The following is a 24,289-nucleotide window of genomic DNA, read 5'->3' as shown; positions in this document are numbered from 1 at the left end:
TTTTCGGCGAAGCCTGCCGGGCTGGACGGCGGGATTCGCCGTTCTGAGACGGGGAGCCACCACTGTGACCGGGGCCAGCTGACGATTCGGCAGGTCGCTCGACGGGGTCTGTCGCCGTTGGCCGAAGGGCTTGCCTCACGACGGCGGCCGTTACGGAACACGGCGGTAGGGCCATTGCCCCAGGTGGATTTCGTTGTCGGTGACGAACGTGACGATCTCCTCGTTCCACTGAGGATCGTCGCAAATCAGACGCTCGCCGGAAATCCGCCACCGGCCCGCCGTCGGCCCGATATGGCATGAGATCTCCCGAGTGGGAGTGCGGTCCTCTTCGTAGCGCCACGTTCGATCGGCTTCGAAGACCAGAGCATCCAACCGACGCGAGTGGGCGAACACCCACCGACCGACCAGTTTCTGCTCGGCGACGCCGAGCGGCCGGAGGAACCGTTCCCAGACGACCGGCAGACCCAGCACCACGGCAACGAGCCCGACGACCGACAGCACCGCCAGCAGCCGCCTTCGTGAAATTGTTCTCCCGACGGTTGTCCGATCCACCGATTCCGTGGCCATTGCTCCCCCCCCGCCTCTCCCAATCCGCGAGACATCGGTCCGAGCCCGCCCCCAAGACGACAAAGCCCTTCACCCCGTGCTGGCCGATTTTCGCGGTCGAAAGCCGATTGTCGCCCACGGCGATGTCGTCCTCCAGAAAAATCCAGCCATGAGTTCCAGGCCCGCATCGTCACGATTGAAACGAGCCAGCCGGTCCACGGGTAACTCCTGCATGACGTGACGCCACCCCGGGGCCGGGATTACGCTTCCGTCAACAAGGTGCCGTTCCGGTCCCCTGCAGCGGACCGTCCCATCGTGAGAGACTCCCATGTGTTCGAAACTTCTGACCGTTGCGGCGGTTGCCACCGTCTTTGTGCTTGGCGGCGCGGCGCCCGTCCGGGCGGATTCGGCCGCGATCGTCCTGCGGCAGATGACCTCGGAAGGGAAGCTCAAGGAGGCAGCGATCCTCTTTGCCGAACGGGCGAAGGATGACCCGTCCGACCAAGAGTCCAAGTTCGCCGCCGGGATCGTGCGGTTCCTTCAGGCGGTCCAGGAGCTGGCCGCCACGCAGTATCACTACGGACTGGGAAGCGGCCTGCGGCAGCGGATCAATGCTCCGCTCTTCCACGAAGTCCTCGAGAACCCGAAGCCGCACAAGGTCCGCTATCAGGACGTGCGGGAGATGCTCGTCAAGTTCTCGAAGTCGCTGGCGGAAGCGGAGGCGACACTGGCGAAGGTCGACGCCGCCAAGGGGGTGAAGCTGGAGTTCCGTCCGGGCCTTGTAGCGCTCGACATCAACGGTGATGGCGTGGCGAGCGAGGAGGAGTCGTTCTGGAAGATCTTCGCGGCGGCCAATCCGGCGATGAACCTGCAGAAGGCGGAGAGCTTCGTCATTCAGGCCGACGGGGGGGATGTCCTGTGGCTTCGCGGTTACTGCCACTTTCTGATGGCCTTCAATGACTTCCTTCTGGCGCATGATGAGCGGGAACTGTTCGAGCGGTGCGGGCATCTGCTGTATGCCGACGTCGAGTCTCCGCATGCGTGGATCAAGACGGAGCCGCGAGCTTCGAGCGACTTCCACTTCAACAACCTTGCGGACGTGGTTGCGTTCATTCACCTCATGAACTTCGAGGTGATCGACAAGGACCGGATGTTCACGGCGCATCGGCATCTGCTGCAGATGATCGAGCTGAGCCGGGAGTCGTGGAAGCTGTACGAAGCCGAGACGGATGATGACGCGGAGTGGATTCCGAACCCGAAGCAGACCGCGACTGTGACCGGGATGCGGGTGACGCGGGAGATCGTGACGGGGTGGCACGATGTTCTGGATGAGATTGAGGCGCTGCTGAACGGGAAGAAGCTGGTTCCGTTCTGGCGGGGGGATATTGAGGCGACGCGTCGGACGGGTCGGGGGTTGGGAGTGAACCTGAAGAAGGTGTTTCTGGAGCCGAACCGGTTTGATGTGGTGATGTGGGTGAGCGGGACGGGTGCGCAGCCGTATCTGGAGGAGGGAGAGGTCTCGGGTGAGGAGGCTTGGAACCGGCTGACACGAGTGTTCCAGGGCCAGTTCTTCGGCTTCGCAGTCTGGTTCAATTGAACCGGGTCCAGGGGCACCCTGGTGGGGGATGCAAGGGGGTAACGCCCCCTGCCCGCCGGAGGCCGTCTCGTCGGGAGATGTCTGAAGGAGCGCGTGTCCAAGCGCGGAGACCGTGCCGTATGCCCCCTCACCAACCCGTCGGGATTCCAGTGCGAGCGTTGAGTCTTCAGCGCCGGTGAGACAAAGGGGACATCCGTTGTGTCCCACGGTTCCTCATGGAAGTGCCTCCGGCGGCAAGGGGGCCTGTGTTGTTTTTTGGCCCCTTGACCCCATGCTGCCGTGGCACGTTGGGTTTGACGTGGCATAGCCGTCCCGGCAGGGACGATGTTTCTTCAGGACGCCGCGCGCATCGAGAGCAGCGGCTTCTGCTTCGCCATCGGACGGGCCGGGTTGCCCACAACAACACTCCCGGCCGCCACATTCTTGACGACCACCGCGCCCGTCCCGACGACCGCACCCGCACCGATCACAATCCCCGGACGGATACAGGCCCCGGCCCCAACGAAAGCTCCCCGCTCGACTTGAACGCCGCCGGCCAGCACCGCCCCGGAGGCGATGTGCGCGTGGTCCCCGATCTGGCAATCATGCTCGACGATCGCACCGGTATTGATCAGAACATTCTGCCCCAGCCGTGCCTGCGGGTTCACGACCGCCCGGGCCAGGATCGTCACCCCTTCACCGTAAGTGGCCAGCGACGAAACGATCGCCGTGGGATGAACCGCGCTGACGACCTCGAAGCCAAGCTCCTTCAGCCGCCCCCACAGCAGGATTCGGGGATCCGTGTTCCGCGGAGTCCCGACGCCGATAAAGGCATGAACGATCCCCGTCGCGCGAAGCCGCGGCAGTTCCTCGTCACCACCGAGCAGCGGAACGCCATGACGGTTCGGCCCCAGCTCCGAGGCGGCCCCGTCGAGCAGCCCCACGACGGCATATCGGTCCGCCAGCGTCAGGCACTCGATCACCACCCCGGCATGTCCCCCCGCGCCGAGGCCCAGGACCGGCATCCGGCCATTGGTGTGCGGTTCAGGCGGCATGGCGACTCTCCTGAGAAAACGGACCGTCGTAAAACGGTTTGCGAATGATGCGTTCGAGATCGACCTGCCGCAGGATCTCAACGATCCGCCAGGCGGCCTGTCCGTCCCCATAGGGATTGACCAGGCCCGCTAGCGATGCTCGAAACACGATATCGAGAGCCCGATGCAGGCTCTCCTGTATCGACACGGTGTCGTACCCGGACTGAATCACGTTCCGCGGCTGCGGCCGGCCCGCCTGCCGGGTCCCGATGTTGACGACCGGCAGCTCGAACGCCGCCGCCTCGATCAAACCGGAAGACGAGTTGCCGACCATCGCGGCGGCGTGCCGCATGAGCGTGAAGTAGCCCCGGCTGCCGAGACTCACGACCGCCCGGGCCCGCGGCGTGACGCGGACGAAACGGTCGATCGCCTCGATGATCACCCGGCCGTTCGTGTCGGCGTTGGGATAAGTGAAGACGATCGGCTGCGGAATGGTCGCGAGGACGTCGAGCAGGCTCGTGATGTACCGCTCGGTCTTTTCAAACTCGCGGGTCACGGGGTGGAAGGTGACGACGATCGGCGGCTCGTCGAGAGGGACGCCGAACTCCCGCTCGAACTCGGCCGGCGTGAAGAGCGGAGTCTCGTGGATCGCGTCGAGCCCCGGAGCGCCGGTGACGTGGACCCGCTCGGGAAGTTCCCCCATCCGGATCACGCGGTCGCCGAACTCGCCTGTCGAGACACAATGGAGGTGGGCCAGCTTCGTGATGCAGTGCCGGGCGGCGTCGTCGATTGCCCCTTCGGTCACTTCACCGCCGTGGACGTGGACAATCGGAATCCGGAACGGGAGGGCCGCCACGGCGGCAGCGAGGGTTTCGGTGCGGTCGCCGAGGAGCAGCAGCACGTCGGGCATCTGGCGGGCGAACGCCTGCGAGAACCCGAGGACCGTCAGTCCCATCGCATGGGCGATCGCCTGCGGCGTGTCGGCGGCGAGGAGGCAGTCGATCCGGTCGCGGATCGGATACCCGTCCGCTTCGATCCCCCGGACCGTGAGACCGAAGGCGGGGGAGAGATGCATCCCCGTCACCATCAGGTCGAGACCGAGCGTCGGCTCCTCGGCGATCCGCCGCAGGATCGGACGGAGGATCCCGTAGTCCGAGCGGGCGCCGGTGACAGCGGTGATCGTCCTCGCCTGCACCGGCTGCTGAGACGCCGCACTCATGACACCATCCTCAGCGAAAGGAGCGTCCCCTCCGGGATCTCCTCGCGGGCGGTCATGCCGACGATCTGCGGAATCATGGCGGGAGCGAGGCCGTGGCCGGGCCGCCGCGTGATGAGGTCTTCCCGCCGGATGATCTGGCCGAACGGGATCGTCCGGGCCGCCACGACGCTCCGCCGGGCGACACTGGCCGTGTTGAGCTCCGCCGCCGCGGGCCACTTGCGGCCAGTCCCCATTGCGGATTCGATCGTCCGGATTCCTTCGACAAGCTGCCGGAGCTGAGCCGGTTCCGCCGAGGCCTTGTGGTCCGGTCCGGGAAGCGACCGGTCGAGCGTGAAGTGCTTTTCGATGACGCACGCCCCGAGGGCGACCGCGGCGAACGAGACTTCATTTCCCAGAGTGTGGTCCGAGTAACCGACCGGATGGCCGAACGCCTCGGCCATCGTCCGCATCGCCCGCAGGTTCGTATCGGCCGGGGCCGCCGGGTAGTTGCTGACGCAGTGCAGGATCGCCAGGTCCCGCACGCCGCACCCTTCGAGCGTCATCACGCACGCTTCGACTTCGCTGAGCCGGCACATGCCGGTCGAGAGGAGGACCGGCCGGCCCTTGGCCGCGAGGTGTTCAATAAGGGGCAGGTTGGTCACTTCCCCGGACGGGATCTTGATCGCCGGCATTCCCTCGCGATCGAGGAAGTCCGCGCTCTCTTCATCGAAGGGGGTCGAGAGGAACCCGATCCCCCGCTGCCGGCAGTGGGCCATCACCTTGAGATGGTCGTCCTGGCTCAGCTCCAGCCGCCGCAGCATCGTGAGCTGCGACTCGGTCTGGCCCATGTTCCGCGACTGGTACTCCGCCTGCTTCGCCTCCGCCGTGACGAGTTTCTCGGCGCGGAACGTCTGGAACTTGATCGCATCGGCCCCGCAGTCCGCCGCGACGTCGACCAGCTGCACCGCGAGGTCGACCGAGCCGTTGTGGTTGACTCCCGCCTCGGCGATGACGAAGCACGGCGCCCCCGCACCGACAACCCGTTCTCCGATCGCAAACGACGAACTCATTCCGCATGCTCCTCGGATCAGGCCGCGGCCCGGAGAGTGGTGCCGGAGGTCCGGGCCATCAGGAACTCCGCGAAGGCGAAGTCCAGCTCCGTGTCGATGTCGACCGCCCGCTCCGGGGGGACGAAGACGGTCCTGGTCCGGCCCGCCAGCATCCGCTCGCCGTGCAGGATGTGGTCCGGCCGCACCGCGTAGGTGACCGGCGTGATCGCCCAGACCGGCGGGGCGTCCTGCCGCCGGGCGACCGAGCCTCCCGGCGGAACCGCGGCCAGATGGGCGAGCCCCTCGGCGTCGGTCCGGAGCATGCTGAAGTACGGGTTCGAACTCGGCGTCGTGACCGTCAGGACGACATCGGTCTCATGACGGTGCTGGGCAAACAGATCGAGGCAGCCGGTGATGTCCTGCGGCTCCCGCAGCGGGGCGACTGCCGGGACGCTCACGAAGAGATCCATCGGCCCGACGGTCGAGTGATCGTTGTAGAACTGGACGGCGTGCCGCCACGCCAGCCACTCGGGAGAGGTGTCGCCCGCCAGGTCAGCCGGCCGGACGAACGGCGTCAGGGCGCCGAAGGTGCGGGCGACGCGGGCGATTTCGGCATCGTCGGTCGAGACGATGACTTCGCGGAACCGGCCTGTCGCCTGGGCGGTCCGGATCGCCCGACCGATCAGCGGGACGCCGCCGAGCGGCCGCACGTTTTTCCCGGGACACCCTTTTGACCCGCCGCGAGCAAAGACAAACGCCACCGCATTCATTGCCGTCCGCTCCCTCAGACGCTTGATCGAAATCCGTTTCACGGTCCGTCCACTGGACCGGCCCGGGAGTTTAGCCGGTCCTTGCGTAAACTGCCTAGACGCACTTTCCGGCGAGGCGAGGGACGGGATGGCTCGAACAGCGTCCTTGCCGGCACGACGTCGCTACGTCAAACCCAACGTGCCACGGCAACCGGGGTCAAGGGGGCGACCCCTTGCCGCCGGAGGCACTCCTGTGAGGAACCGTGGTACACAACGGATGTCCCCTTTGTGGGACCCGCGTTGAGGACTCCACCAAAATACACCGCTCGCTTTGCAATCCCCGCGGGTTGGTGAGGGGAGCATACGGCACGTTGCCCGCGCTTGGACACGCTCTCCTTCAGACATCTCTCGACGGTCAGCCTCCGGCGGGCAAAGGGGCGTTGCCCCTCTGCACTCCCCACCAGGGTGCCCCTGGACCCCGGTGAGACCAATGGTTCTATCAGTCCTCGATAGCCCGCACGCCTGCAATGCCCTGGGTTGACCAGACTCACCCGACCTGCTGAATTGCCAATCCCAATTCTCATCTGGAGTCTGCGATGCGCGTGGTGACCTTCGGCGAAGTAATGCTCCGGCTGGCCCCGGCCGGCAAATACCGGCTCTCCCAGGTCATCCCCGGCGAACTCCAGGCCACCTTCGGCGGCGGCGAACTCAACGTCGCCGTCTCCATCGCCCGCCAGGGAGGCCAGTCCGCCTTCCTCACCGCCGTCCCGGACAACGTTGTCACCGACTCCCTCGTCGCCGAACTCCGCCGCTGGAACGTCGACGCCGACCTCATCCAACGCGACAAAACCGGCCGCTTCGGGATCTACTTCGTCGAGACCGGCGCCAACCAGCGCGGCGGCACCGTCACCTACGACCGCGACCAGGCCTGCATCGCCCTCCGCGGTCCCGACAAGTACGACTGGAACACGGCTTTCGCCGGCGCCGACTGGTTCCACATCACCGGCATCACCCCCGCCCTCAGCGCCCCCGCCGCCGCCTCCGCCCTCGCCGCCGTCCAGGAAGCCAAGAAGCGCGGCCTCACGACGTCGTGCGACCTCAACTTCCGCAAGAAGCTCTGGAAGTGGAAGAGCGGCACCAAGCCCGCCGACCTCGCCCGCGAGACGATGCAGCAGCTCGTCGCCTCGCTCGACGTCGTGATCGCCAACGAAGAGGACGCGGAACTGACCCTCGGCATCCATTCCGAAGGGACGAGCGTCGAACACGGCCAGATCAACCTCGAAGGCTACGAGTCGGTCGCCCGGCAGATCGTCTCGCAGTACCCGAACGTCAAGAAGGTCGCGATCACGCTCCGTGAGAGCTACTCGGCCGACCACAACAACTGGGGAGCGATGCTCCTCGACGTCGCCACCGACACCGCCCACTTCGCGCCGCTGAACGACGACGGGGCGTACGAGCCCTACGAGATGCGGAACATCGTCGACCGCGTCGGCGCGGGGGACTCATTCGCCGGGGCCCTGATCTTCGCCCTCCGGACCCCGGAGCTGTCGAAGCCCGAAGCCGCCCTGCGGTACGCCGTCGCGGCGAGCTGCCTCAAGCACACGGTCTGGGGAGACTTCAACGACGTCAGCCGCGCCGAGATCGAAGCCCTCATGAACGGCTCCGGCAGCGGCCGGGTTCAACGCTGAGTGGAAGAGTTAAACACGAAGACACAAAGAAGGCACAAAGGACACCAAGAAGATGCTGGTCCTTTCCTTCTCCTTCTTTGTGTCCTTGGTGCCACCTTGGTGCCTTGGTGTTTAACTCCTGATCCCCACCTCGAAGACACGCCCCGAGGCCCACAGTACCATTCCCTGAACGTCTTTCGCATTCTTTGCCGGAACACACCATGTCGCTCTCCGCTGCCACGCTCGCTGACCTGGCCAAATTCGATACGCCGACGATCTGCAATGCGATCGAGCTGTTCTTCGTTCGCCCCCGCAACACGGGGTTCATGAACGACACGATCAAGGCCTGCTTCCCCAAGTTCCCGCCGATGGTCGGGTTTGCCTTTACGACGACGTTCCGCAGCATGGCCTCCCCGCCCAAGGGGGACGCCTACACCGGCCTCGCCGATCAGGTCGCCGGCTACGACAAGATCCCCGGCCCGCCGGTCATGGTCTTTCAGGACCTCGACCAGCCGTGCGTCTCGGCGACGTTCGGCGAAGTCATGTGCACGATCTACAAGTCGTTCGGCGCCCAGGGAATCATCACCTCGGGGACCGGCCGCGATCTTGATCAGGTCGAGGCCCTCAAGTTCCCCGCCTTCACCAGCGGTACGATCTGCGCCCACGGCTACTGCCACATGCTGCAGACGAACATTCCGGTCACGGTCGGCGGGATCTGGATCGAGCCGGGGGCGCTGCTCCACGGCGACCTCAACGGCGTGACGACGGTTCCGATCGAGATCGCCAGCGAGATCCCGGACGCCTGCCGCGAGATCATGAAGGCCGAACAGTACGTCCTCGACTACTGCAAGAGCGGCAGCCCGAACGCCAAGGGGCTGGCCGAAGCCCGCAAAGCCTGCCAGGCACACCTTGACGGCGTGATCGAGCGCGTCCGGCGGGATAAGTAGCCGCGCCGCGGCTCGTTTCGGAACTCGGGTCCTCGGGGATTTCGTCCCGGGGACCGCTTCTGACGCTGCGGCTCAGGAGGTCGTCCGATGGCCGAAATGCTGTTCAAGGGGGGCGAGCGGATCGCGCTGGCCGATCTGACCGGGACGTGCGCGTTCAGCACCGATAACAGTCTGAGCTTCACCCTCTCCCGGCCGGAGGATGCGGCCAGGGAGATCGGCTGGATCGATCTCCATCTGACGCCGATGGACGAGACCTGGAAGGTCTACATCCGCCTCTGTATTCCAGTCCCCCTCTCGACCCGGGATCGCGTGGACCAGATCCGCCGGGACTGTTACTTCGCGCTGGCGCTTCCCGATGAAGCGTTCTTCGAGATCAAGCTGCTCCGCCCGGAGAGGAGCGTCACCTATATCGACATCCGCGAAACGTGCTTCCTCGTGGCCGACGTCATTCGGACACCCGGCGATCAGCCGATGTTGGACTTCGCCATCGCGGTCCCGGTCGTTTGACCAGCCGGGATGCTTCCCGTGCACGGTCGGCGGTTAAAGGGCTGAGAGTCCTCCGGTTTGAGACAAGTGTCCCTCACTGGATTGGCATCTCCCATGCTCGAAAACCCGCTTTCGCTCGACGGCCCCGTGGTGATTGCTGGAGGGGCGGGGTTCCTGGGGATCTCTCTGGCGGCCCATCTCCATGACCTGGGCGTTCCCGTCGTTCTCCTCTCCCGGTCCCGTCCCAATGTGTCCGGGCCTTGGACGCATGAACCGTGGGACGGCCGGACGCTTGGGGAGTGGCGGCGGGTGCTCGATGGCGCCGCGGGCCTCGTCAATCTGGCGGGGCGGTCTGTCGACTGCATCAAGACGCCGGATCATCAGGATGAGATCCTTCGGTCCCGCGTGGAGTCGACTCGCGTCCTTGGGGCGGCGATGCGGTCGATCGACCGGCCGCCGCCGGTGTGGGCGCAGATGAGCACCGCCCATATCTATGGCGATCCACCGACGGCGATCTGCACGGAAGAATCGGCGTTCGGGGTGGGCCTTGCGCCGACGGTGGGCCAGGCCTGGGAGTCGGCGTTTCATGAGAGTGCCCTGCCGTCGCAGCGGAAGGTCGTGTTGCGGACGAGTCTTGTCATCGGCCGGGATCGCGGTGCCGGGAACGGGGCGATGGGGCGGCTCGGCCTTGTGGCGAGGCTGGGGCTGGGTGGCCGGGTGGGTTCGGGTCGGCAGGGGATGAGCTGGATTCATGAGCTCGATATGAACCGGCTGATCGTCGCGGCGCTGACGACGGAGTCGATGTCCGGGAGCTACATCGCTTCCGCGCCGCATCCTGTGCCGCAGGTTGAGTTCATGCGCGAACTTCGGCGGGCGATCGGGATGCCGATCGGGCTGCCGGCGTTCGCGTGGATGGTGCGTCTGGGAGCCCGGTGGCTGCTGCGGACGGATCCGGAGCTTGCGCTCTATGGGCGGTATGTTGTTCCGAAGCGGCTCGTAGAGGAGGGGTTTGAGTTCAAATATCCGACGCTGCCGGCTGCCCTCGCCGAGGTCCTCGCCTCGCACGCCCCATGACGGCGCAATCCCACCGGGTCCAGGGGCACCCTGGTGGGGAGTGCAGAGGGGCAACGCCCCTTTGCCCGCCGGAGGCCCTCTCGTCGAGAGATGTCTGAAGGAGGGCGTGTCCAAGCGCGGACGACGTGCCGTATGCCCCTCATCAACCCGCTGGGATCCCGGGGCGAGCTTTGAGTTCTCAACGCCGGTTCCACAAAGCGGACATCCGTTGTGTACCACGGTTCCTCACAGGAGTGCCTCCGGCGGCAAGAACGTGATTCGAGACAGCAGATTAAGCCGACGCTCCCTCAGCCTCGCAACGCATCAGTCGACGGCGATAGAATGACAGCCTCGCCCGGAGTGCCCCATCTCCGGCCTTCCTCCCTACCTCTTCAACCCGCCCGAATCGCATGCGTTCGTCCGGTCTGCTTGCCCTGGCTCTCGTTGCCTTTTCGATCCCCCTCGCCGTTCAGGCCGAGTCCAACTGGCCGGAGTTCCGTGGTCCGCATCAGAACGGGCACGCTGACGGAACCGGCTATCCGACCCGCTGGAGCGACAAGGAGAACATCGCCTGGAAGACCGCCCTCCCGGGACGCGCCTGGTCCAGCCCCGTCATCTGGGGAAACCAGATCTGGCTCACGAACGCGACCGAAGACGGCAAAAAGCTGTCCGCTGTCTGCCTCGACAAGACGAACGGGACGGTCCTTCATGACCTGCCGCTGTTCGAAGTCGCCGTCCCCCAGTTCTGCCACAAGTTCAACAGCTACGCCTCGCCGACGCCGCTCATCGAAGAGGGACGCGTCTACCTGAGCTGGGGAAGCTCCGGCATCGCCTGTCTCGATACGAAGACGGCCGAGACCCTCTGGACCCGCCGCGATCTCGAGTGCGACCACTTCCGCGGTGCGGGAGCGTCTCCCATCGTCTTCGGGAATCTGCTGATCCAGCACTACGACGGGCACGACTTCCAGTACGTCATCGCCCTCGACAAGCGGACCGGGCAGACGGTCTGGCGGACCGAGCGGCCCAAGGACTTCCGAACGACCGATGGTGACGTCAAGAAGGCGTACGCCACGCCGATCGTCGTCGACGTCGCCGGACGTCCGGTCCTGATCAGTCCGGCCTCGAAAGGGGCATTTGCTTATGACGCTCGCACCGGCGAAGAGATCTGGCGGATCCTCTATGAGAGCTTTTCGACGTCCAGTCGGCCGGTCTTCGGACATGGGCACGTCTACCTCAGCTCGGGGTTCGGCAAGGCGGACCTGATCGCCGTCCGGCCGGACGGTCAGGGCGACGTAACGGCGTCACACGTCACGTGGGTTGAAAAGAAGCAGATGCCCTCGAAGCCTTCGCCGCTGCTGATCGGCGATCTGGTCTACACGATCGGCGATCAGGGGGTGGCGACCTGCCTCGATGCCAAGACCGGCAAGACGGTCTGGATGAAGCGGATCGGAGGCAACTACTCCGCAGCCCCGATCTATGCCGGCGGACACATCTACTACTTCAGCGAAGAGGGGAAGACGACCGTCTTCAAGCCGGGGACGGAGTTTGAGATCGTTGCCGAGAATGAGCTGCCGGACGGCTTCATGGCCTCTCCCGCCGCCAGCGACGGGGCGCTGTACCTGCGGACCCGGACGGCGCTGTACCGTGTGGAGAACAAGACGGCTCCGTAGGCGTCCTCCGTTTCACCTCGCCCTGTGCCGCGCCGCGTCCTGCCCTCTGGTGAATGCAACATGCCAATGGAGTTTGTCACCCGTCGCCAGATGTTGTCCCGGGCCTCGTGCGGGTTCGGGCTGGCGGCGCTCTCGGGACTGATGGCGGATCCCGCGTTCGGGGCCGCGCCGCAGGCGGCCAATGCGCTCGCTCCGAAGGATCCTCATTTTCCCGCGCGAGCCCGGTCGGTCATTTTCCTCTATATGGACGGCGGGCCGTCGCAGGTCGACACCTTCGATCCCAAGCCGCGGCTGCAGGCGGAGAACGGTCAGCCGTTCAAGATGAAGATTCAGCCGACGCAGTTCGACAACGTCGGCAACACGCTGGGTTGCCCGTGGGACTTCCGGAACTGCCGCGAGAGCGGGCTGCCGATCAGCGGCCTGTTTCCCTACCTGCGGGAGTGCGCAGACGACCTGTGCGTTGTCCGCTCCATGACGTCCGAGTTCTCCGAGCACACGAACGCCAACTATTTCCTGCACACCGGCCACGGCCTGCAGGGGCGGCCGAGCATGGGGGCGTGGGTCACCTATGGTCTGGGGAGCGAGTGCCAGAACCTCCCGGCGTTTGTGGTCCTCAACAGCGGGTTGATCCCTCCGGGGGGGCTCGAGTGCTTCGGGAGCGGGTTCCTGCCGGCGGCGTTCCAGGGGTCGATCTTCAAGCGGGGGGCGATGCCGGTCGCCAACATCCAGCGGCTGGAGCCGGGGGAGGCGATCCAGCGCCGAAAGCTTGATCTCATCGCCCGTCTCGACCAGGAAGTGCTGGCACAGACGGGACCGCAGGACGCGATCGAATCGGCGATTAAGAACTATGAGCTGGCGTTCCGGATGCAGTCCGCCGTCCCGGACCTGATGAACCTGTCGCAGGAGACGAAGGCGACTCAGGAGATGTACGGGCTCGATGCGGCGTGGGGGGGGACGAAGGCGTTTGCGCAGTCCTGCCTCGTGGCCCGGCGGCTGGTCGAGCGGGGAGTGCGGTTTATTCAGCTCACGTGCCCCGGGGGTAACGGGGACCGGTGGGACCAGCACTCGAGCCTCAAGGAGGGGCATGAGAAGAATGCGGTTTCGGTCGACCAGCCGATTGCGGCACTGCTGAAGGACCTGAAGAGCCGCGGGCTGCTGGACTCGACGCTCGTGGTCTGGGGGGGTGAGTTCGGGCGGACGCCGTTTGCTCAGGGGGCGGATGGGCGGGATCACAATCCGTTCGGGTTCACGGTCTGGATGGCGGGGGGCGGGGTCAAGGGGGGGATGACTTACGGCGCCACCGATGAGTACGGCTACCACGCGATTGAGAACAAGCTGGAGATGCATGATCTCCATGCGACGATGCTGCACCTGCTTGGGATCGACCATGAGCGGTTGACCGTGCGGTTTGGTGGGCGGGACATGCGGCTGACGGATGTGTTCGGGCATGTGGTGAAAGACATTCTCGTCTGAGTCTTGAGGAGAGACGGCTCAGCGCAACCAGCCCCACCGGGTCCAGGGGCACCCTGGTGGGGGATGCAAGGGGGCAACGCCCTCTTGCCCGCCGGAGGCCTGGCCGTCGAGAGATGTCTGAAGGAGGGCGTGTCCAAGCGCGGACAACGTGCCGTATGCCCCCTCACCAACCCGCGGGGAGTTCAAAGCGAGTGTCGAGTCCTCAGCGCCGGTAGCACAAAGGGGACTTCCGTCGTGTCCCACGGTTCCGCGACGAAAATGCCTCCGGCGGCAAGGGGGCGTGGCCCCCTTGACCCCAGCCTGCCGTCGCACGTTGGGTTTGACGTAGCAGAGCCATGTCGGCAAGGGCGAGGGGCTGGCTTGACCGGCAAACTCTCCAGCCGGCAGACTCCAGACGCCTTTCGGGTAGAACGGGTCGCGGGACAATACGGCGGATCTCGGAGCCGGTTCGCGACTCCTGGCCTTCGAACGCACAAGGGACGCTCGCTCATGAAGCTCAAGGCACAGACACATCCCGTCATCGGAGACCTCGCACCCGATCAGTGGGGGGACTCGCTCATGTGCTTCCGGGAGATCCCCGGACTGGCCGCCTTCATTCCCGAGGAGGCCAAGGAGACCCTGAAAGGTCTCGACCCGCCGGACCGCAAGCTCGTCGAGAGCTGGCCCAAGCCCGGCAAGGAACTGATCGAACGCTGCCGCGACTTCGACATCTTCGACGCTCTCCGCGCCCGCGGCGTCTTCGAAGTTCAGTTCAGCGGAACCCCCACGGGCAGCCCGTCCTCCGAGCAGGTCGCCGCATTCGAGTTCTTCCGGGCGAACGAGGCCGCCATCAGCCGGAACATCGGCGACGCCCTCCTCCGGTACTACCGCGCAGCGCGGGCCGAGGACGAGGACTGGTTCGACGAGAGCGACTGCCCCGCGGTGAAGTCCGTCGCCGAACTGGCGAAGCTGGCCACCGTCGACGGCGTTACCTTCATGAAGCACGCCTGCGAGGGAACGTCGCTCGTCTCGATCACCTGGCAGGTCGCCTGGGATGAGGAGCACGGTCTGTCGATGACTCTCCTGAAGGATCAGGTCGTCGGTCTCGGGACCGACGGGGAGGACATGGACTTCGAGGACAACGGCGGCGTCTGGAACCGCAAGCTCATGACGGAGCCGGAGCGGCAGGCCCGCGGAAAAGTGGCCGCCTGCGCCAGCGCCTTCGAAGACGATGACGACGAGGACGAAGACTTCGACGACGACGACTTCGAAGATGAAGAGGACGACGAAGACGAATAGGCAACGCGCGGCGGCGGGGGGAGCGAGCCGTGTCGGTCAACTCCCCTCCGCGCTCCAGGCTCCCAGAGGCTCAAACTTGGCTCAGCGCATCCCGCACCCGCTTCGCGATCGCTCCACCGCGGACCTGCTGGATTCGCGGTGGAGCTTCGTTCTGCCGATTCTTCCGTTCATCGCGCTGCTGACGATCCACAAAGCCTGCGGGCTCTCAGACTCGCTGCTTGGTCTTCCGGCCAACGGTCCGATGCCGACGGCGTTCGAGGTCGGATTCAACTGGGCCCTGGCGCTGTCGTTCTACCCGGGCCTGTTCGGTTCGCTCGCTCTCGCCTGGAAACACCGCTCGCGTGAGCTGACCGTTCCCCCTGCGCCGACCGATGTCACAGCTCCCACCCTTTGCGATAGCTCTTGCTCAGCAAGGCGTTCGCGGCCGGATGGTTCGTGACCTTCCCCTGGGCCGGATCGAACTCGATCGGGACGCCGGCGCGGTAGGCGACGTTGCCGAGAAGAACGATCTCAGTGAACGGCCCGGCGTAGGCGAACGAGCTTCCCGTCCGGCTGCCGGTCTTGCAGGCTTCGATCCACTGGGCGTGGTGGCCGGGCGAAGCGGGGAGGCTCGGCTCGGGAAGTTTCGCGTCGGCGAACTTGTCCGTCGGCAGGAGCTTGGGCATCTGGCCGTGCTCGACGGCGATGCGGCCCTTGCTGCCGATGAACAGCGACCCGTTCATCGGGAGTTCGGCGGCGATCTCGGCCTTGGGCTTTGTCTCTCCTTCGTACCAGTGGACCGTCACCGGCGGGAGCTGGTCGCGGCGGCCGAACTCGAATGTGGTGTGCATCCACTTCGGAGCGCTGTCGGGATTCGGCGCGGGGCCTTCGGACGCCACCTTGACCGGGCCGCGGTTGTTGAGCTCCAGGCCCCAGAACGAGACGTCCATGAGGTGGATCGCCATGTCGCCCACCGCGCCGCAGCCGAAGTCCCACCAGCCCCGCCATTTGAACGGGACATAGGCGGCGTGATAGTCCCGCTCCGCCGCCGGGCCAAGCCACAGGTTCCACTTGAGGTCCGCCGGGATCATCTCCGAACCGGTCGGCTTCTCCATCCCCTGCTGCCAGAACTTGCCGGGGCGGTCCGTGATGACATGGACTTCCGTGACGTCGCCGATCAGGCCGGCGCGGATCCACTCGATGGTCCGCAGGTAGCCGGGATGCTCGTGGTTCTGCGTTCCCATCTGGGTCGCGAGCTTCTTCTCGGCCGCCAGCTTCGTGATGAGGCGGGCTTCCTCGATCGTGTGGGTCAGCGGCTTTTCGCAGTAGACGTGGAGCCCCTGGCGGAGAGCCCGGACGGTGGCGGGGGCGTGGTGGTGGTCGGGAGTGGCGATAACGACCGCGTCGAGGCCCTTCTGCTGTTCGAGCAGTTCGCGGTAGTCAAAGTATTTCTTGGCGCCGCTGTGCTGCGAGGCGGCCTTGTCGAGGCGGGTCGCGTCGACATCGCAGAGGGCGACGATGTTCTCCCCCGCCACGGCGGCGACGTTCGCCGCCCCCCGTCCGCCGACTCCGATCACCGCGACGCTCAGCCGCTCGTTCGCACCGAGAACGCGCGAGCCGCGGAAGAGCGGCAGGCCGGCGACACCAGCCGCGAGGGACGTTTTGAGGAACTGGCGACGAGCAACACGATGACTCATGCGAAGGAAACCTTGAGATCCAGACTGAGGAACGACCGCGGTCCGCGCCGAGACCGACGGAACACATCAACAGCCGTGGATCATAGCGACTGACCGGGCGTCTTGCCCGGCGAGTGATCCGACGGGGGGGGGGGAACAGCATGCCCAGCCGGGCCGGGTCTCGCGCGATCGGTGTCGACGTGCCGCGGCATGCGGCGGTATGAGCTCTACACCAGTGGAGTATGCAACTGCAGCCCGCGGCTCACACGTCGAACGACATCATGTCGTACGCGAACTCCGACTTCGGAAAGATTTTCGTCGCCGGAGACAGGTCAAACGGAACAGGATCCGTGTACGACGGGTCCATGTGATTGATGAGCAGACGGCCGACCTTCGCTTCCTTGGCGATGCGGGCCACCGGCGTCAGGCAGCTGTGGCCCGTCTGCTTCGCCAGGGCCTCATTCCCGTCCGCAAAGTTGCTCTCGTGGATCAGGCAGTCGGTCCCCTTCAGGAACCCGGTATAGGTGCCGTCCGTCGCGGTGTCGGTCACATAAGCCAGCGAGGAGCCCCCCGCCTCCAGGCGGAAGGCCCGCGAACCGCGGGGATGGCTCGGGAGCTTCTGGTGCCGGACCACGCCCCCTTCGACCTTGACCTCGGCCCCTTCCTGGAGGGGGCAGAACTCGAAGGCGGGCATCAGCGGGAACGTCTGAGGATCGAACAGGTTGTGCCGGACGGCGTGCAGGACGTCGTCCCCCGCATAGAGCCGGACCCGCGTCAGGCGGCGGTCGAGCATCGGGACGAGCAGGAACGTCAGGCCGATGATGTGGTCCCAGTGGGCGTGCGAGAGGAAGATCTGCAGCTCGGGACGGGTGATCTGGCCCGCAAGGCGGAACATGCTGGTGCCCGCGTCAAAGAGGACGCCGCACTCTGGCACGATGACGCCGGCGGTATGCCGCGTTTCCGTGGGGTGAAACCCGCCTGATCCCAGCATCACGCATCGCACGTTGGCGTTCTCGTTCCTCGGCCGTGGAGACGTTCTCTTTCAGAAGGCGGAATTAGACAAGATTTCGTTAACGGAGGCCACCAGTGCTGCCCACCGGGTGCGGACGCCCGTTGTGTTCCACGGTTCCTCATGGAAGCGCCTCCGGCGGCAAGGGGGTGCCCACTTGACCCAGGCGGCTGGCGCACGATGGGTTTGAGGTGGCAGAGCCGTGCCGGCAGGGACGTGGTTCGAGCCATCGTGGGCAGCGCCCCTCGCACTTCAATGATGAGGCCGCGACATCTCCCGCGGCTCGTGCCCGGAAACGGGTCGCGGCGGCGTCTCTCGATAGCCGAGCGTCCAGCAGACGAGGAGCGCCAGCGGAGCCCCGCCGTCGACAAGGTGCAGCAGCGTGTCGGGGTAGCCGCGGGTTCCTTCGGCAATGGTCGGCAGGGCAGCGCCTCCAAGACCGACAAGCGCCGCGAAGAAGGCGTACGCGCGCGAACGGCCGAGCGCCAGTCCCATCCCGAGACCGAAGTACACCGCCCCCAGGACCCCGAGGGCGAACAGCTTCTGCTCCGGCGAAAGCGTCCCGAGCCCCAGCCGCGCGAGCCCCGAAGCGAGGGACTGGGCGTAAGGCCCGGTGTGCTGGACGGCGGACCACAGGAGCTGCAGCCCCCAACCGACGAACGTCGCCGCGGCGCCAAACCGCAGCACCCCCATCGCGGCCTGGAACCGGGAATACACGAACGGCGGGGCCGGGGGCCAGAAGTCGACGAAGAGGAGCGAGAGCGGCGCGGCGACCTGAACGACATCGCGGACCGCCGCCAGCCGCGAGGCGAAGGTGTTCCCCAGCAGCAGGAGAGCGATCGGCTGAAGGACCATGACGAGCGCGACGACCATCAGGAGCGGCCAGGCCGGGCGGACGAGCGTCACGAAGCCCGCCAGGATCAGGCACCAGGCCAGACTGTTGTCGAGGCCGCCGGCGATCGCGGCGGGGATCGCATGGTCCCGGACAAGGTAGCGACAGAGGTCCGAGACCTCGCCGGAGACGAGCCGACTGGCCGCCGCTCCCCAGCACTCGAGCGCCACGAAGATCCGGAGCGTCGCCTGCACGACCCCCAGCCCTCGAATGGGCGGATCGCGATAAGGCGCATTCGGCGCGGAGCTGCGGGGGGGGACCATGAGACGTCAGGGGCCGACGGGAGGGACCGGCGGGAATTGGAACCGGTCCCGTCGATTTTGAGAATGCGGACTTCGGCCCACCGTGCGGTGGCGACAAGCCTGCTATTTCTCAGCCCGCGAACCGCCCTTCGGACTCGCGGCGGCGGGAGCGCTGGCCGGACTCGTCCCGCCTGGATTGGCACCGCCCGGCCGCAGGGCCGCAGGGAGCCCCCAGATCTTGATGGCGGCTGCGACGCACGCCACGAGAATCAGCAGCACCTGAACCAGCGAGCGTCTCCGCGCCGTCGAACGGCGGGCCTGGATCCGCGCCGCGCGGGCCGCCGAGGTCAACTGGAGCGGCGTCCGCCGCCCCGAATCCCCCTCGATGCGCGTGTCCGGCCTGTTAAGATTGGCGAGGCGGACCGTGTCCATCGAGCGGGTCAGCTCGATCAGAGGGTGCTGGGAACCCTGCTCCCGCGTCGCCGCCGTATCCTTGAGGGCCCGCAGAACGTCCCCCATCGACTGATAACGGTCATCCGCCTTCTTGGCGACCATCTTTTGAAACAGCGCGTCGACCGCCGTTGGGACATCGCCCCGCGTCCCCTTGAGCGAAGGGATCGGACTCTGCCGGTGAGCCACCAGCCGGGCCATCACGGAGGTTCCGCTATAGATCGGACGCCCCACCAGGAGATACCACAGCGTCGCGCCGAGGGAGTAGATGTCGCTCCGCGCGTCGGCGGTCCGCATGTCCGCCGCCTGCTCGGGGGACATGTAGTCGACCGTTCCCATGACGGCGCCGACATCGGTCAGCGACGCAACCGCGCCCCCCGGCCCCGAGCTCCCGCCGATCCGAGCGAGCCCCATGTCGAGGATCTTGACCGTCCCTTCCTTGTCGAGGAGGAGATTCGCCGGCTTGATGTCGCGGTGGATGACTTTCTGCCGGTGGGCATACTCCAGCCCCTGCGCGGCCTGGATCAGACAGTCGATCGCCTGGTCGACCGTGAGCGGGCCATTCGTCTCGACGATCGACGAGAGGTCCGCGCCGTCGACGAGCTGCATGACCAGGAAGTGCATCCCGCGGGCTTCGTCGGCGTCGTGGGCCGTGACGATGTGGGGATGCTCAAGGCGGGCCGCTGCCTGGACCTCGCGATGAAAGCGGGCGAGCTGCTCGGGCGAGCGGACGAGCTGCGGAGAGAGGATCTTGATGGCGACCAGCCGGTCCATTCGCTGATGGCGGGCCTTGAAGACGACCCCCATGCCCCCCTGACCCAGCTTGCTCACAATGACATAGTTACCCAGAACCAGCCCGGTTCCCTCGCCAGCGCAGAGTCTCTCGACCTGATACGGTGAGAGAGGAGCATCGTCTCCGGGGAGGAGCGACTGCTCGATCGTCCCCTCCTGCATGACCTCGTGACGGAGGGCCGCGATCTCTTCCGTCGACCAGTGCACGCTGTCGAAGTGCGGCCGATCGTGCGACGTCTTATCCAACGGCTGCTGGGGCGGCGATGGCGGGGGCGGCTGTTCGGAGTTCTCGGGTGAGCGAGCCATCGAAGAGGACCAGGAAGCGGACGATGGAGCCAGTCAGAGAAGCCGCGTCAGGTTGCGCCACGAGCCATCGTACCGCGATGGCCCGGGGGCCGCGATGGCTGGTGGATCGGGATTCTGGCCGACGGCGATTTGACCGGAGCATTCATCACTTTGACGTCACGCCATGGAGCCTTTCCGCGAAGCACGGAATGACAGTTTTTCCACCTGGGGGATTTCACCGCGAGGCGGTGGGTCGCGGCGCAATCTCCAGTTTTGACGCAGGTTTTGGCGTGCCAAAAAAGAAGATTCATTAACAGCCGATTCACGTTTGACTCACGGCACCGGCCGGGTAGCATCCTCGTCCTTGAGTGAGTCGCTCGCAGCAGGCAGGGATGGCCTCCCAACACGTGCCATGTCTCACCCAACCGATTGCTGAATAACAGCTTACGCTGCGGTTCAGCGAAGGTCGGCTGGAGTGGTCGAGACAAGGAAGGGCAATCTGGAACTCGGCTGATAACGAGGTCCGGATGGCACGTCGGGGAGGTCTTGCGGGAGCGGCGCAACGCCCGGACTGAGGCTGTGGGGCCTCGCGTCCTGTTCTCTCCCTCGATCTCCCTGCACACCGAGATCACCCCGCACCGTTCCGCCTGGAACGGGAATGGAGTGCTCGTCGTCCCCTCGACGAAACGAAGTCAAAATGATTTCGTTCACGGAGGTGTGCGCCAACAGGGTCGCAAGATGCAGCCCGAGCTGAATGGAAGTCTTCATGCGCCGATCCCGCTCTTCGAAAAACGCCTGCAGGAGACCGTTGGAGACCGCCGCTACCAGCACTGGTTCCGTGGTAAGACTCGCCTGACCCTCGTCGGCGACGACCTCACGATCTACGCCGCCAGCCCCTATCTCGCGACCTGGCTCCAGACACACTTCCGGAGCGCAGTCCGCAGCGCCGCAGAGCAGGCGATCGGCACCGGCGTCCGCGTCGAGTGGGCGGTCGATGCCTCGCTGGCGACGCGTGCTGTCGTGACGGGAAAGACGGCGGCGCCCGAGACCGTTGCGATGTCCCCCGCTCCCCCGACCGCCTCCGCGCCGGCTGCACCGGCCGACGTGCGTCCGGCGGCCGCGGGACCGACGCGCCGCGTCTACGATCTGGAGACGTTTGTCGTCGGCGCCGGGAACGCGATGGCCGTGACCGCTGCGCGGCAGGTGATCGAATCGGCCGGACCGCGGAACCAGTCGCTCTACCTGTACGGCAACGTCGGCACCGGCAAGACGCATCTGCTGGAAGCGATCGGCCACGCGCTGCGGCAGCAGGCTCCGCACCTGCGGATCGTCTCGCTGACCGCGGAAGCGTTCGTCAATCACTACACTCAGGCGATCGAGACCCGCAGCCTTCCGAGCTTCCGCTCGAAGTTCCGCAGCGTCGACGTCCTCCTGATCGACGATGTCGATTTCCTGGATGGCCGCTCCGGCCTTCAGGAGGAGTTTCTGCACACCGTCAAGAAGCTCGAGGAGCAGGGAAAGCTCCTGATCCTGACCGGCGACCGGCATCCCCGGCTGCTGACGAAGACCTCGGACGAACTTGTCACGCGGTTCCAGGCGGGGAACGTGGCGCGGCTCGAAGCGCCGGACCTCGAGACCCGGCGGCTCATCGCCCGGCGGCATGCCGCGACGATGGGATACCCCGTGGCGGACGAGGCGATCGAGTATGTCGCGGCCCGGTTCCTGCGGAACATCCGCGAGGTCGAAGGGGCGATGAACTGCCTCCAGACGTGGCACCGGATGACGCAGCGGCGGGTGACGCAGACGGCGGCGCGGGAAGTCCTGGCGCGGCTGGAGCGGGACTGCCTGCGGGTGGTGCGGCTGGCGGATGTCGAGCAGGCGGTGTGCGAGCTGTTTCGGATTGCCGCGGACGACCTGCGGTCGGACAACAAGGCGCGGTCGCTCGTGCAGCCGCGGATGCTGGCGATGTACCTCGGCCGGCAGCTGACCCGCTCCGCGTACAGCGAGATCGGCTCCTACTTCGGCGGCCGCCGGCATACAACGGCGATCGCTGCGGAGAAGAAGGTCGGTACCCAGATCGCCGGGAGCGAGTCGATCCGGATCGGACACGAAATGTGGTCGATGCAGGATCTCGTCGAGAATCTCACGCGGCGGATCCAGGCAGGCTGAGCAGCGGCGGATCTTCTCAAGCCGCATTCCGAGGTTCTTCCCAGCTGTGTTGCTCTGTGTGCATTTGTGGCCTGACTTCCTCTGACGAGGATCAGCCACAGATCAACACGGATGAACACAGGTCAGACCGAGACAGCCCGTCGCTGCCGCGTTGGACCGCGGGCCTCAATAGGTGGCCCAGATTCCCGGCGTGGCGAGCTCGATGGCGTTGTTGTCCGGGTCGCGGAAGTAGAGGCTTCGTCCGCCTCGGGGCCAGTCGACGGTCGATTCGACCAGGAGGCCTCGGGCGGCGAGTTTGGCTTCCCATTCCGGCAGGTCCGCGGCGGCGATCGCGAACGCCATGTGGAGCGGACCTTCGCCATTGTGGGCGGGGATCCGTCCGCCGGGGACGTCGCTCGGTTGAAGGCTTCCGCCGCGGAGAAACAGGAGCAGGACGCTTTGTCCGCCGACGTCGAGGGCGGTGAGCTTTCCGTCCTCGAATAGAACGGGGAAGCCGAACAGGTCGCGGTAGAAGCGGACGGACCGGGGGAGGTCGTCGACGTAGAGGGCGGTCTCGAGGATGCGGGTGACGGTCATGGCGATCCGTTTCGTGCGGGCAGTGACGGACGATCCACTCTATTGAAGCGAATCGGAGCCGGGAGTCGCATCCGGTCGCCCGCCCCTCGCCCATGCTGGCCCCGGTGGGCCAGCTCCGCGGGCCTGAGCCAAGGACACCCGTCGGCCTGGCGCTCTACAGCCCTTCGTTCAGCGGCAGGAGCTTCTCCGGAAGGAACTTGCCGTCCTTGCGGATGAGCTTCCCGTCGAACCAGACCTCGCCGCCTCCGTACTCGGGCGTCTGAATCAGCACCAGGTCCCAGTGGACCCGGCTGCGATTGCCGTTGTCCGCCGTCTCGTAGGCGTTCCCCGGCGTCAGGTGCATCGAACCGCCGATCTTTTCGTCGAAGAGCGTGTCGAGCATCGGTTTGCGGACATAGTTGTTGCACCCCAGCGACCACTCGCCGATGTACCGGGCCCCGTCGTCGGAATCGAGAATCTGGTTCAGCCGCGGCGTGTCGTTGCGGCACTCGGCCCGAACGATCTTCCCGTCCTTGAACTCAAACGTGATCCCCTCGAAGACCGTTCCCTGGTACTGCGAGCCGGTGTTGTACGCGATCGTCCCGTTGACGCTCGTCCGGACCGGCGCCGTGAAGACTTCGCCGTCGGGAATGTTGCGGCGGCCGTTGCAGGGGATGACGGGAATGTCCTTGATCGAGAACGAAAGGTCCGTCCCCGGTCCCACGATCCGGACCTGATCGGTGGCGAGCATCAGCTCCTTCAGCGGCTCCTGCCGGCGGGCCATCTCGGCGTAATCCGCCGTGCAGACGTCAAAGTAGAACTGCTCGAAGGCGGCCGTGCTCATCTTGGCGAGCTGGGCCATCGAGGGGGTCGGGTACCGCAGGACGACCCACTTCGTCGTCGGGACCCGCACCTGGATGTGGACCGGCTGCCACCACAGCCGCTGGGAGAGATCGAGTTGCTCGCCAGAAACATCGGACAGCTCGTTCGTGTTCGCCGAGCCGCGGATGCCGATGTAGGCCTGGCACTTCGTCATCCGTTCCCGTTCGAGTTCGCCGATGAGCTTGATCCCCGCCTCGGTCCCGCTGCGATAGATCGACCGCAGGACGGTGTTGTTCTTGAGGCTCACCAGCGGATGTGCTCCGCGTTCGGCCGCCAGCTCGACGAGGCGGCAGACGAGGTTCGGTTCCGGCAGGTCGAAGGCTTCGATCAGGACGGTCTCGCCCGCTTTGAGCTGGGTGCTGTGATCGATGAGGAGACGGGCGAGTTTGTCGATCCGCGGGTCTTGCATGGAGTCCAACTCGAACGGAGGGGAACGGAAGGGGGCAGTGTAGGTCCGCGCGAATTGTCGGGGGAAGAGGTGTTCAGTCTGCGCGTGTCGCAGGGCGAGTTTGGGTGAACTGGTGGCCGGCCAATCCATTGCTCAGCCCAACCGGGGTCCAGGGGGCACCCCTGGTGGGGGATGCAAGGGGGCGAAGCCCCTTTGCCCGCCGGAGGCCTGGCCGTCGAGAGAT

General features: G+C 65.9%; 21 protein-coding genes. 10 read left to right on the top strand and 11 right to left on the bottom strand.

What is annotated here, in order from left to right; all coding sequences use genetic code 11:
• Positions 1-150: 150 nt before the first annotated feature.
• Positions 151-567: a hypothetical protein gene (locus VT03_RS18645; protein ID WP_197488999.1), complete on the bottom strand. Its 417-nt coding sequence runs from the start codon at positions 565-567 to the stop codon at positions 151-153.
• Between the two features lie 307 nt (positions 568-874).
• Between VT03_RS18645 and VT03_RS18640 the strand changes: the two genes are divergently transcribed.
• On the top strand, positions 875-2,143 hold the full coding sequence (locus tag VT03_RS18640; RefSeq protein WP_075094376.1) for a hypothetical protein: 1,269 nt from the start codon (positions 875-877) through the stop codon (positions 2,141-2,143).
• A 332-nt stretch (positions 2,144-2,475) separates the two neighbouring features.
• Here the strand turns inward: VT03_RS18640 and VT03_RS18635 are convergent, their stop codons facing one another.
• The 4 genes from VT03_RS18635 to VT03_RS18620 are packed head-to-tail and all read right to left on the bottom strand — an operon-like array spanning position 2,476 to position 6,173.
• The gene (locus tag VT03_RS18635; protein WP_197488998.1) at positions 2,476-3,177 is read right to left on the bottom strand and encodes an acetyltransferase; all 702 of its coding nucleotides are present in this window, start codon (positions 3,175-3,177) and stop codon (positions 2,476-2,478) included.
• On the bottom strand, positions 3,167-4,375 hold the full coding sequence (gene neuC / locus VT03_RS18630; RefSeq protein WP_075094375.1) for a UDP-N-acetylglucosamine 2-epimerase: 1,209 nt from the start codon (positions 4,373-4,375) through the stop codon (positions 3,167-3,169). Before neuC ends, VT03_RS18635 begins: the two co-directional genes overlap by 11 nt.
• A complete protein-coding gene (gene neuB, locus VT03_RS18625; RefSeq protein ID WP_075094374.1) occupies positions 4,372-5,424 on the bottom strand; it encodes an N-acetylneuraminate synthase in 1,053 nt (350 codons plus the stop codon). Before neuB ends, neuC begins: the two co-directional genes overlap by 4 nt.
• A gap of 17 nt (positions 5,425-5,441) precedes the next feature.
• Positions 5,442-6,173 carry a cytidylyltransferase domain-containing protein gene (locus VT03_RS18620; RefSeq protein ID WP_075094373.1) on the bottom strand — a complete coding sequence of 244 codons (732 nt, stop codon included), beginning with the start codon at positions 6,171-6,173 and terminating at the stop codon, positions 5,442-5,444.
• A gap of 575 nt (positions 6,174-6,748) precedes the next feature.
• Here VT03_RS18620 and VT03_RS18615 point away from each other — a divergent pair.
• The 8 genes from VT03_RS18615 (at position 6,749) to VT03_RS33630 (ending at position 15,165) form a co-directional block, all read left to right on the top strand.
• Positions 6,749-7,840, top strand: a complete 1,092-nt coding sequence (locus VT03_RS18615) for a sugar kinase (RefSeq protein WP_075094372.1) — start codon at positions 6,749-6,751, stop codon at positions 7,838-7,840.
• A 200-nt stretch (positions 7,841-8,040) separates the two neighbouring features.
• Positions 8,041-8,766: an RraA family protein gene (locus VT03_RS18610; protein WP_075094371.1), complete on the top strand. Its 726-nt coding sequence runs from the start codon at positions 8,041-8,043 to the stop codon at positions 8,764-8,766.
• Between the two features lie 87 nt (positions 8,767-8,853).
• Positions 8,854-9,273: a hypothetical protein gene (locus VT03_RS18605; RefSeq protein WP_075094370.1), complete on the top strand. Its 420-nt coding sequence runs from the start codon at positions 8,854-8,856 to the stop codon at positions 9,271-9,273.
• A gap of 93 nt (positions 9,274-9,366) precedes the next feature.
• Complete coding sequence (locus VT03_RS18600; RefSeq protein ID WP_075094369.1) at positions 9,367-10,326, top strand: epimerase; 960 nt, start codon at positions 9,367-9,369, stop codon at positions 10,324-10,326.
• A gap of 389 nt (positions 10,327-10,715) precedes the next feature.
• Positions 10,716-11,975: a PQQ-binding-like beta-propeller repeat protein gene (locus tag VT03_RS18595; protein WP_075094368.1), complete on the top strand. Its 1,260-nt coding sequence runs from the start codon at positions 10,716-10,718 to the stop codon at positions 11,973-11,975.
• Positions 11,976-12,035: 60 nt separating this feature from the next.
• Entirely contained in the window at positions 12,036-13,448 is a 1,413-nt protein-coding gene (locus VT03_RS18590) for a DUF1501 domain-containing protein (protein WP_075094367.1), read from the top strand.
• 489 nt (positions 13,449-13,937) lie between these two features.
• On the top strand, positions 13,938-14,726 hold the full coding sequence (locus VT03_RS18585) for a DUF6985 domain-containing protein (protein ID WP_075094366.1): 789 nt from the start codon (positions 13,938-13,940) through the stop codon (positions 14,724-14,726).
• Positions 14,727-14,802: 76 nt separating this feature from the next.
• Positions 14,803-15,165 carry a hypothetical protein gene (locus VT03_RS33630; protein WP_156514602.1) on the top strand — a complete coding sequence of 121 codons (363 nt, stop codon included), beginning with the start codon at positions 14,803-14,805 and terminating at the stop codon, positions 15,163-15,165.
• Here the strand turns inward: VT03_RS33630 and VT03_RS18580 are convergent.
• The 4 genes from VT03_RS18580 to VT03_RS18565 all read right to left on the bottom strand — a co-directional run bounded on the left by VT03_RS18580 (position 15,101) and on the right by VT03_RS18565 (position 20,072).
• A complete protein-coding gene (locus VT03_RS18580) occupies positions 15,101-16,402 on the bottom strand; it encodes a Gfo/Idh/MocA family protein (protein ID WP_075094365.1) in 1,302 nt (433 codons plus the stop codon). The genes VT03_RS33630 and VT03_RS18580 overlap by 65 nt on opposite strands.
• Before the next feature lie 241 nt (positions 16,403-16,643).
• The gene (locus VT03_RS18575; RefSeq protein WP_082846339.1) at positions 16,644-17,372 is read right to left on the bottom strand and encodes an MBL fold metallo-hydrolase; all 729 of its coding nucleotides are present in this window, start codon (positions 17,370-17,372) and stop codon (positions 16,644-16,646) included.
• Positions 17,373-17,642: 270 nt separating this feature from the next.
• A complete protein-coding gene (locus VT03_RS18570) occupies positions 17,643-18,545 on the bottom strand; it encodes a hypothetical protein (protein ID WP_156514601.1) in 903 nt (300 codons plus the stop codon).
• Between the two features lie 102 nt (positions 18,546-18,647).
• Positions 18,648-20,072 (bottom strand): serine/threonine protein kinase, encoded by a 1,425-nt coding sequence (locus VT03_RS18565; protein ID WP_082846338.1) that lies wholly within the window; start codon positions 20,070-20,072, stop codon positions 18,648-18,650.
• 717 nt (positions 20,073-20,789) lie between these two features.
• On the opposite strand from VT03_RS18565, the gene dnaA reads away from it, so the two are divergent.
• Entirely contained in the window at positions 20,790-22,220 is a 1,431-nt protein-coding gene (gene dnaA / locus VT03_RS18560; protein WP_156514600.1) for a chromosomal replication initiator protein DnaA, read from the top strand.
• Between the two features lie 165 nt (positions 22,221-22,385).
• Here dnaA and VT03_RS18555 read toward each other — a convergent pair whose 3' ends face one another.
• Together VT03_RS18555 and VT03_RS18550 are read right to left on the bottom strand one after the other, a co-directional pair.
• The gene (locus tag VT03_RS18555; RefSeq protein WP_075094360.1) at positions 22,386-22,796 is read right to left on the bottom strand and encodes a VOC family protein; all 411 of its coding nucleotides are present in this window, start codon (positions 22,794-22,796) and stop codon (positions 22,386-22,388) included.
• A gap of 154 nt (positions 22,797-22,950) precedes the next feature.
• Positions 22,951-24,066 (bottom strand): aminopeptidase, encoded by a 1,116-nt coding sequence (locus VT03_RS18550; RefSeq protein ID WP_075094359.1) that lies wholly within the window; start codon positions 24,064-24,066, stop codon positions 22,951-22,953.
• Positions 24,067-24,289 lie beyond the last annotated feature (223 nt).

The sequence above is a fragment of the Planctomyces sp. SH-PL14 genome, assembly GCF_001610835.1.
Taxonomy (GTDB): domain Bacteria; phylum Planctomycetota; class Planctomycetia; order Planctomycetales; family Planctomycetaceae; genus Planctomyces_A.
This window is presented reverse-complemented; position numbering and strand designations above follow the sequence as displayed.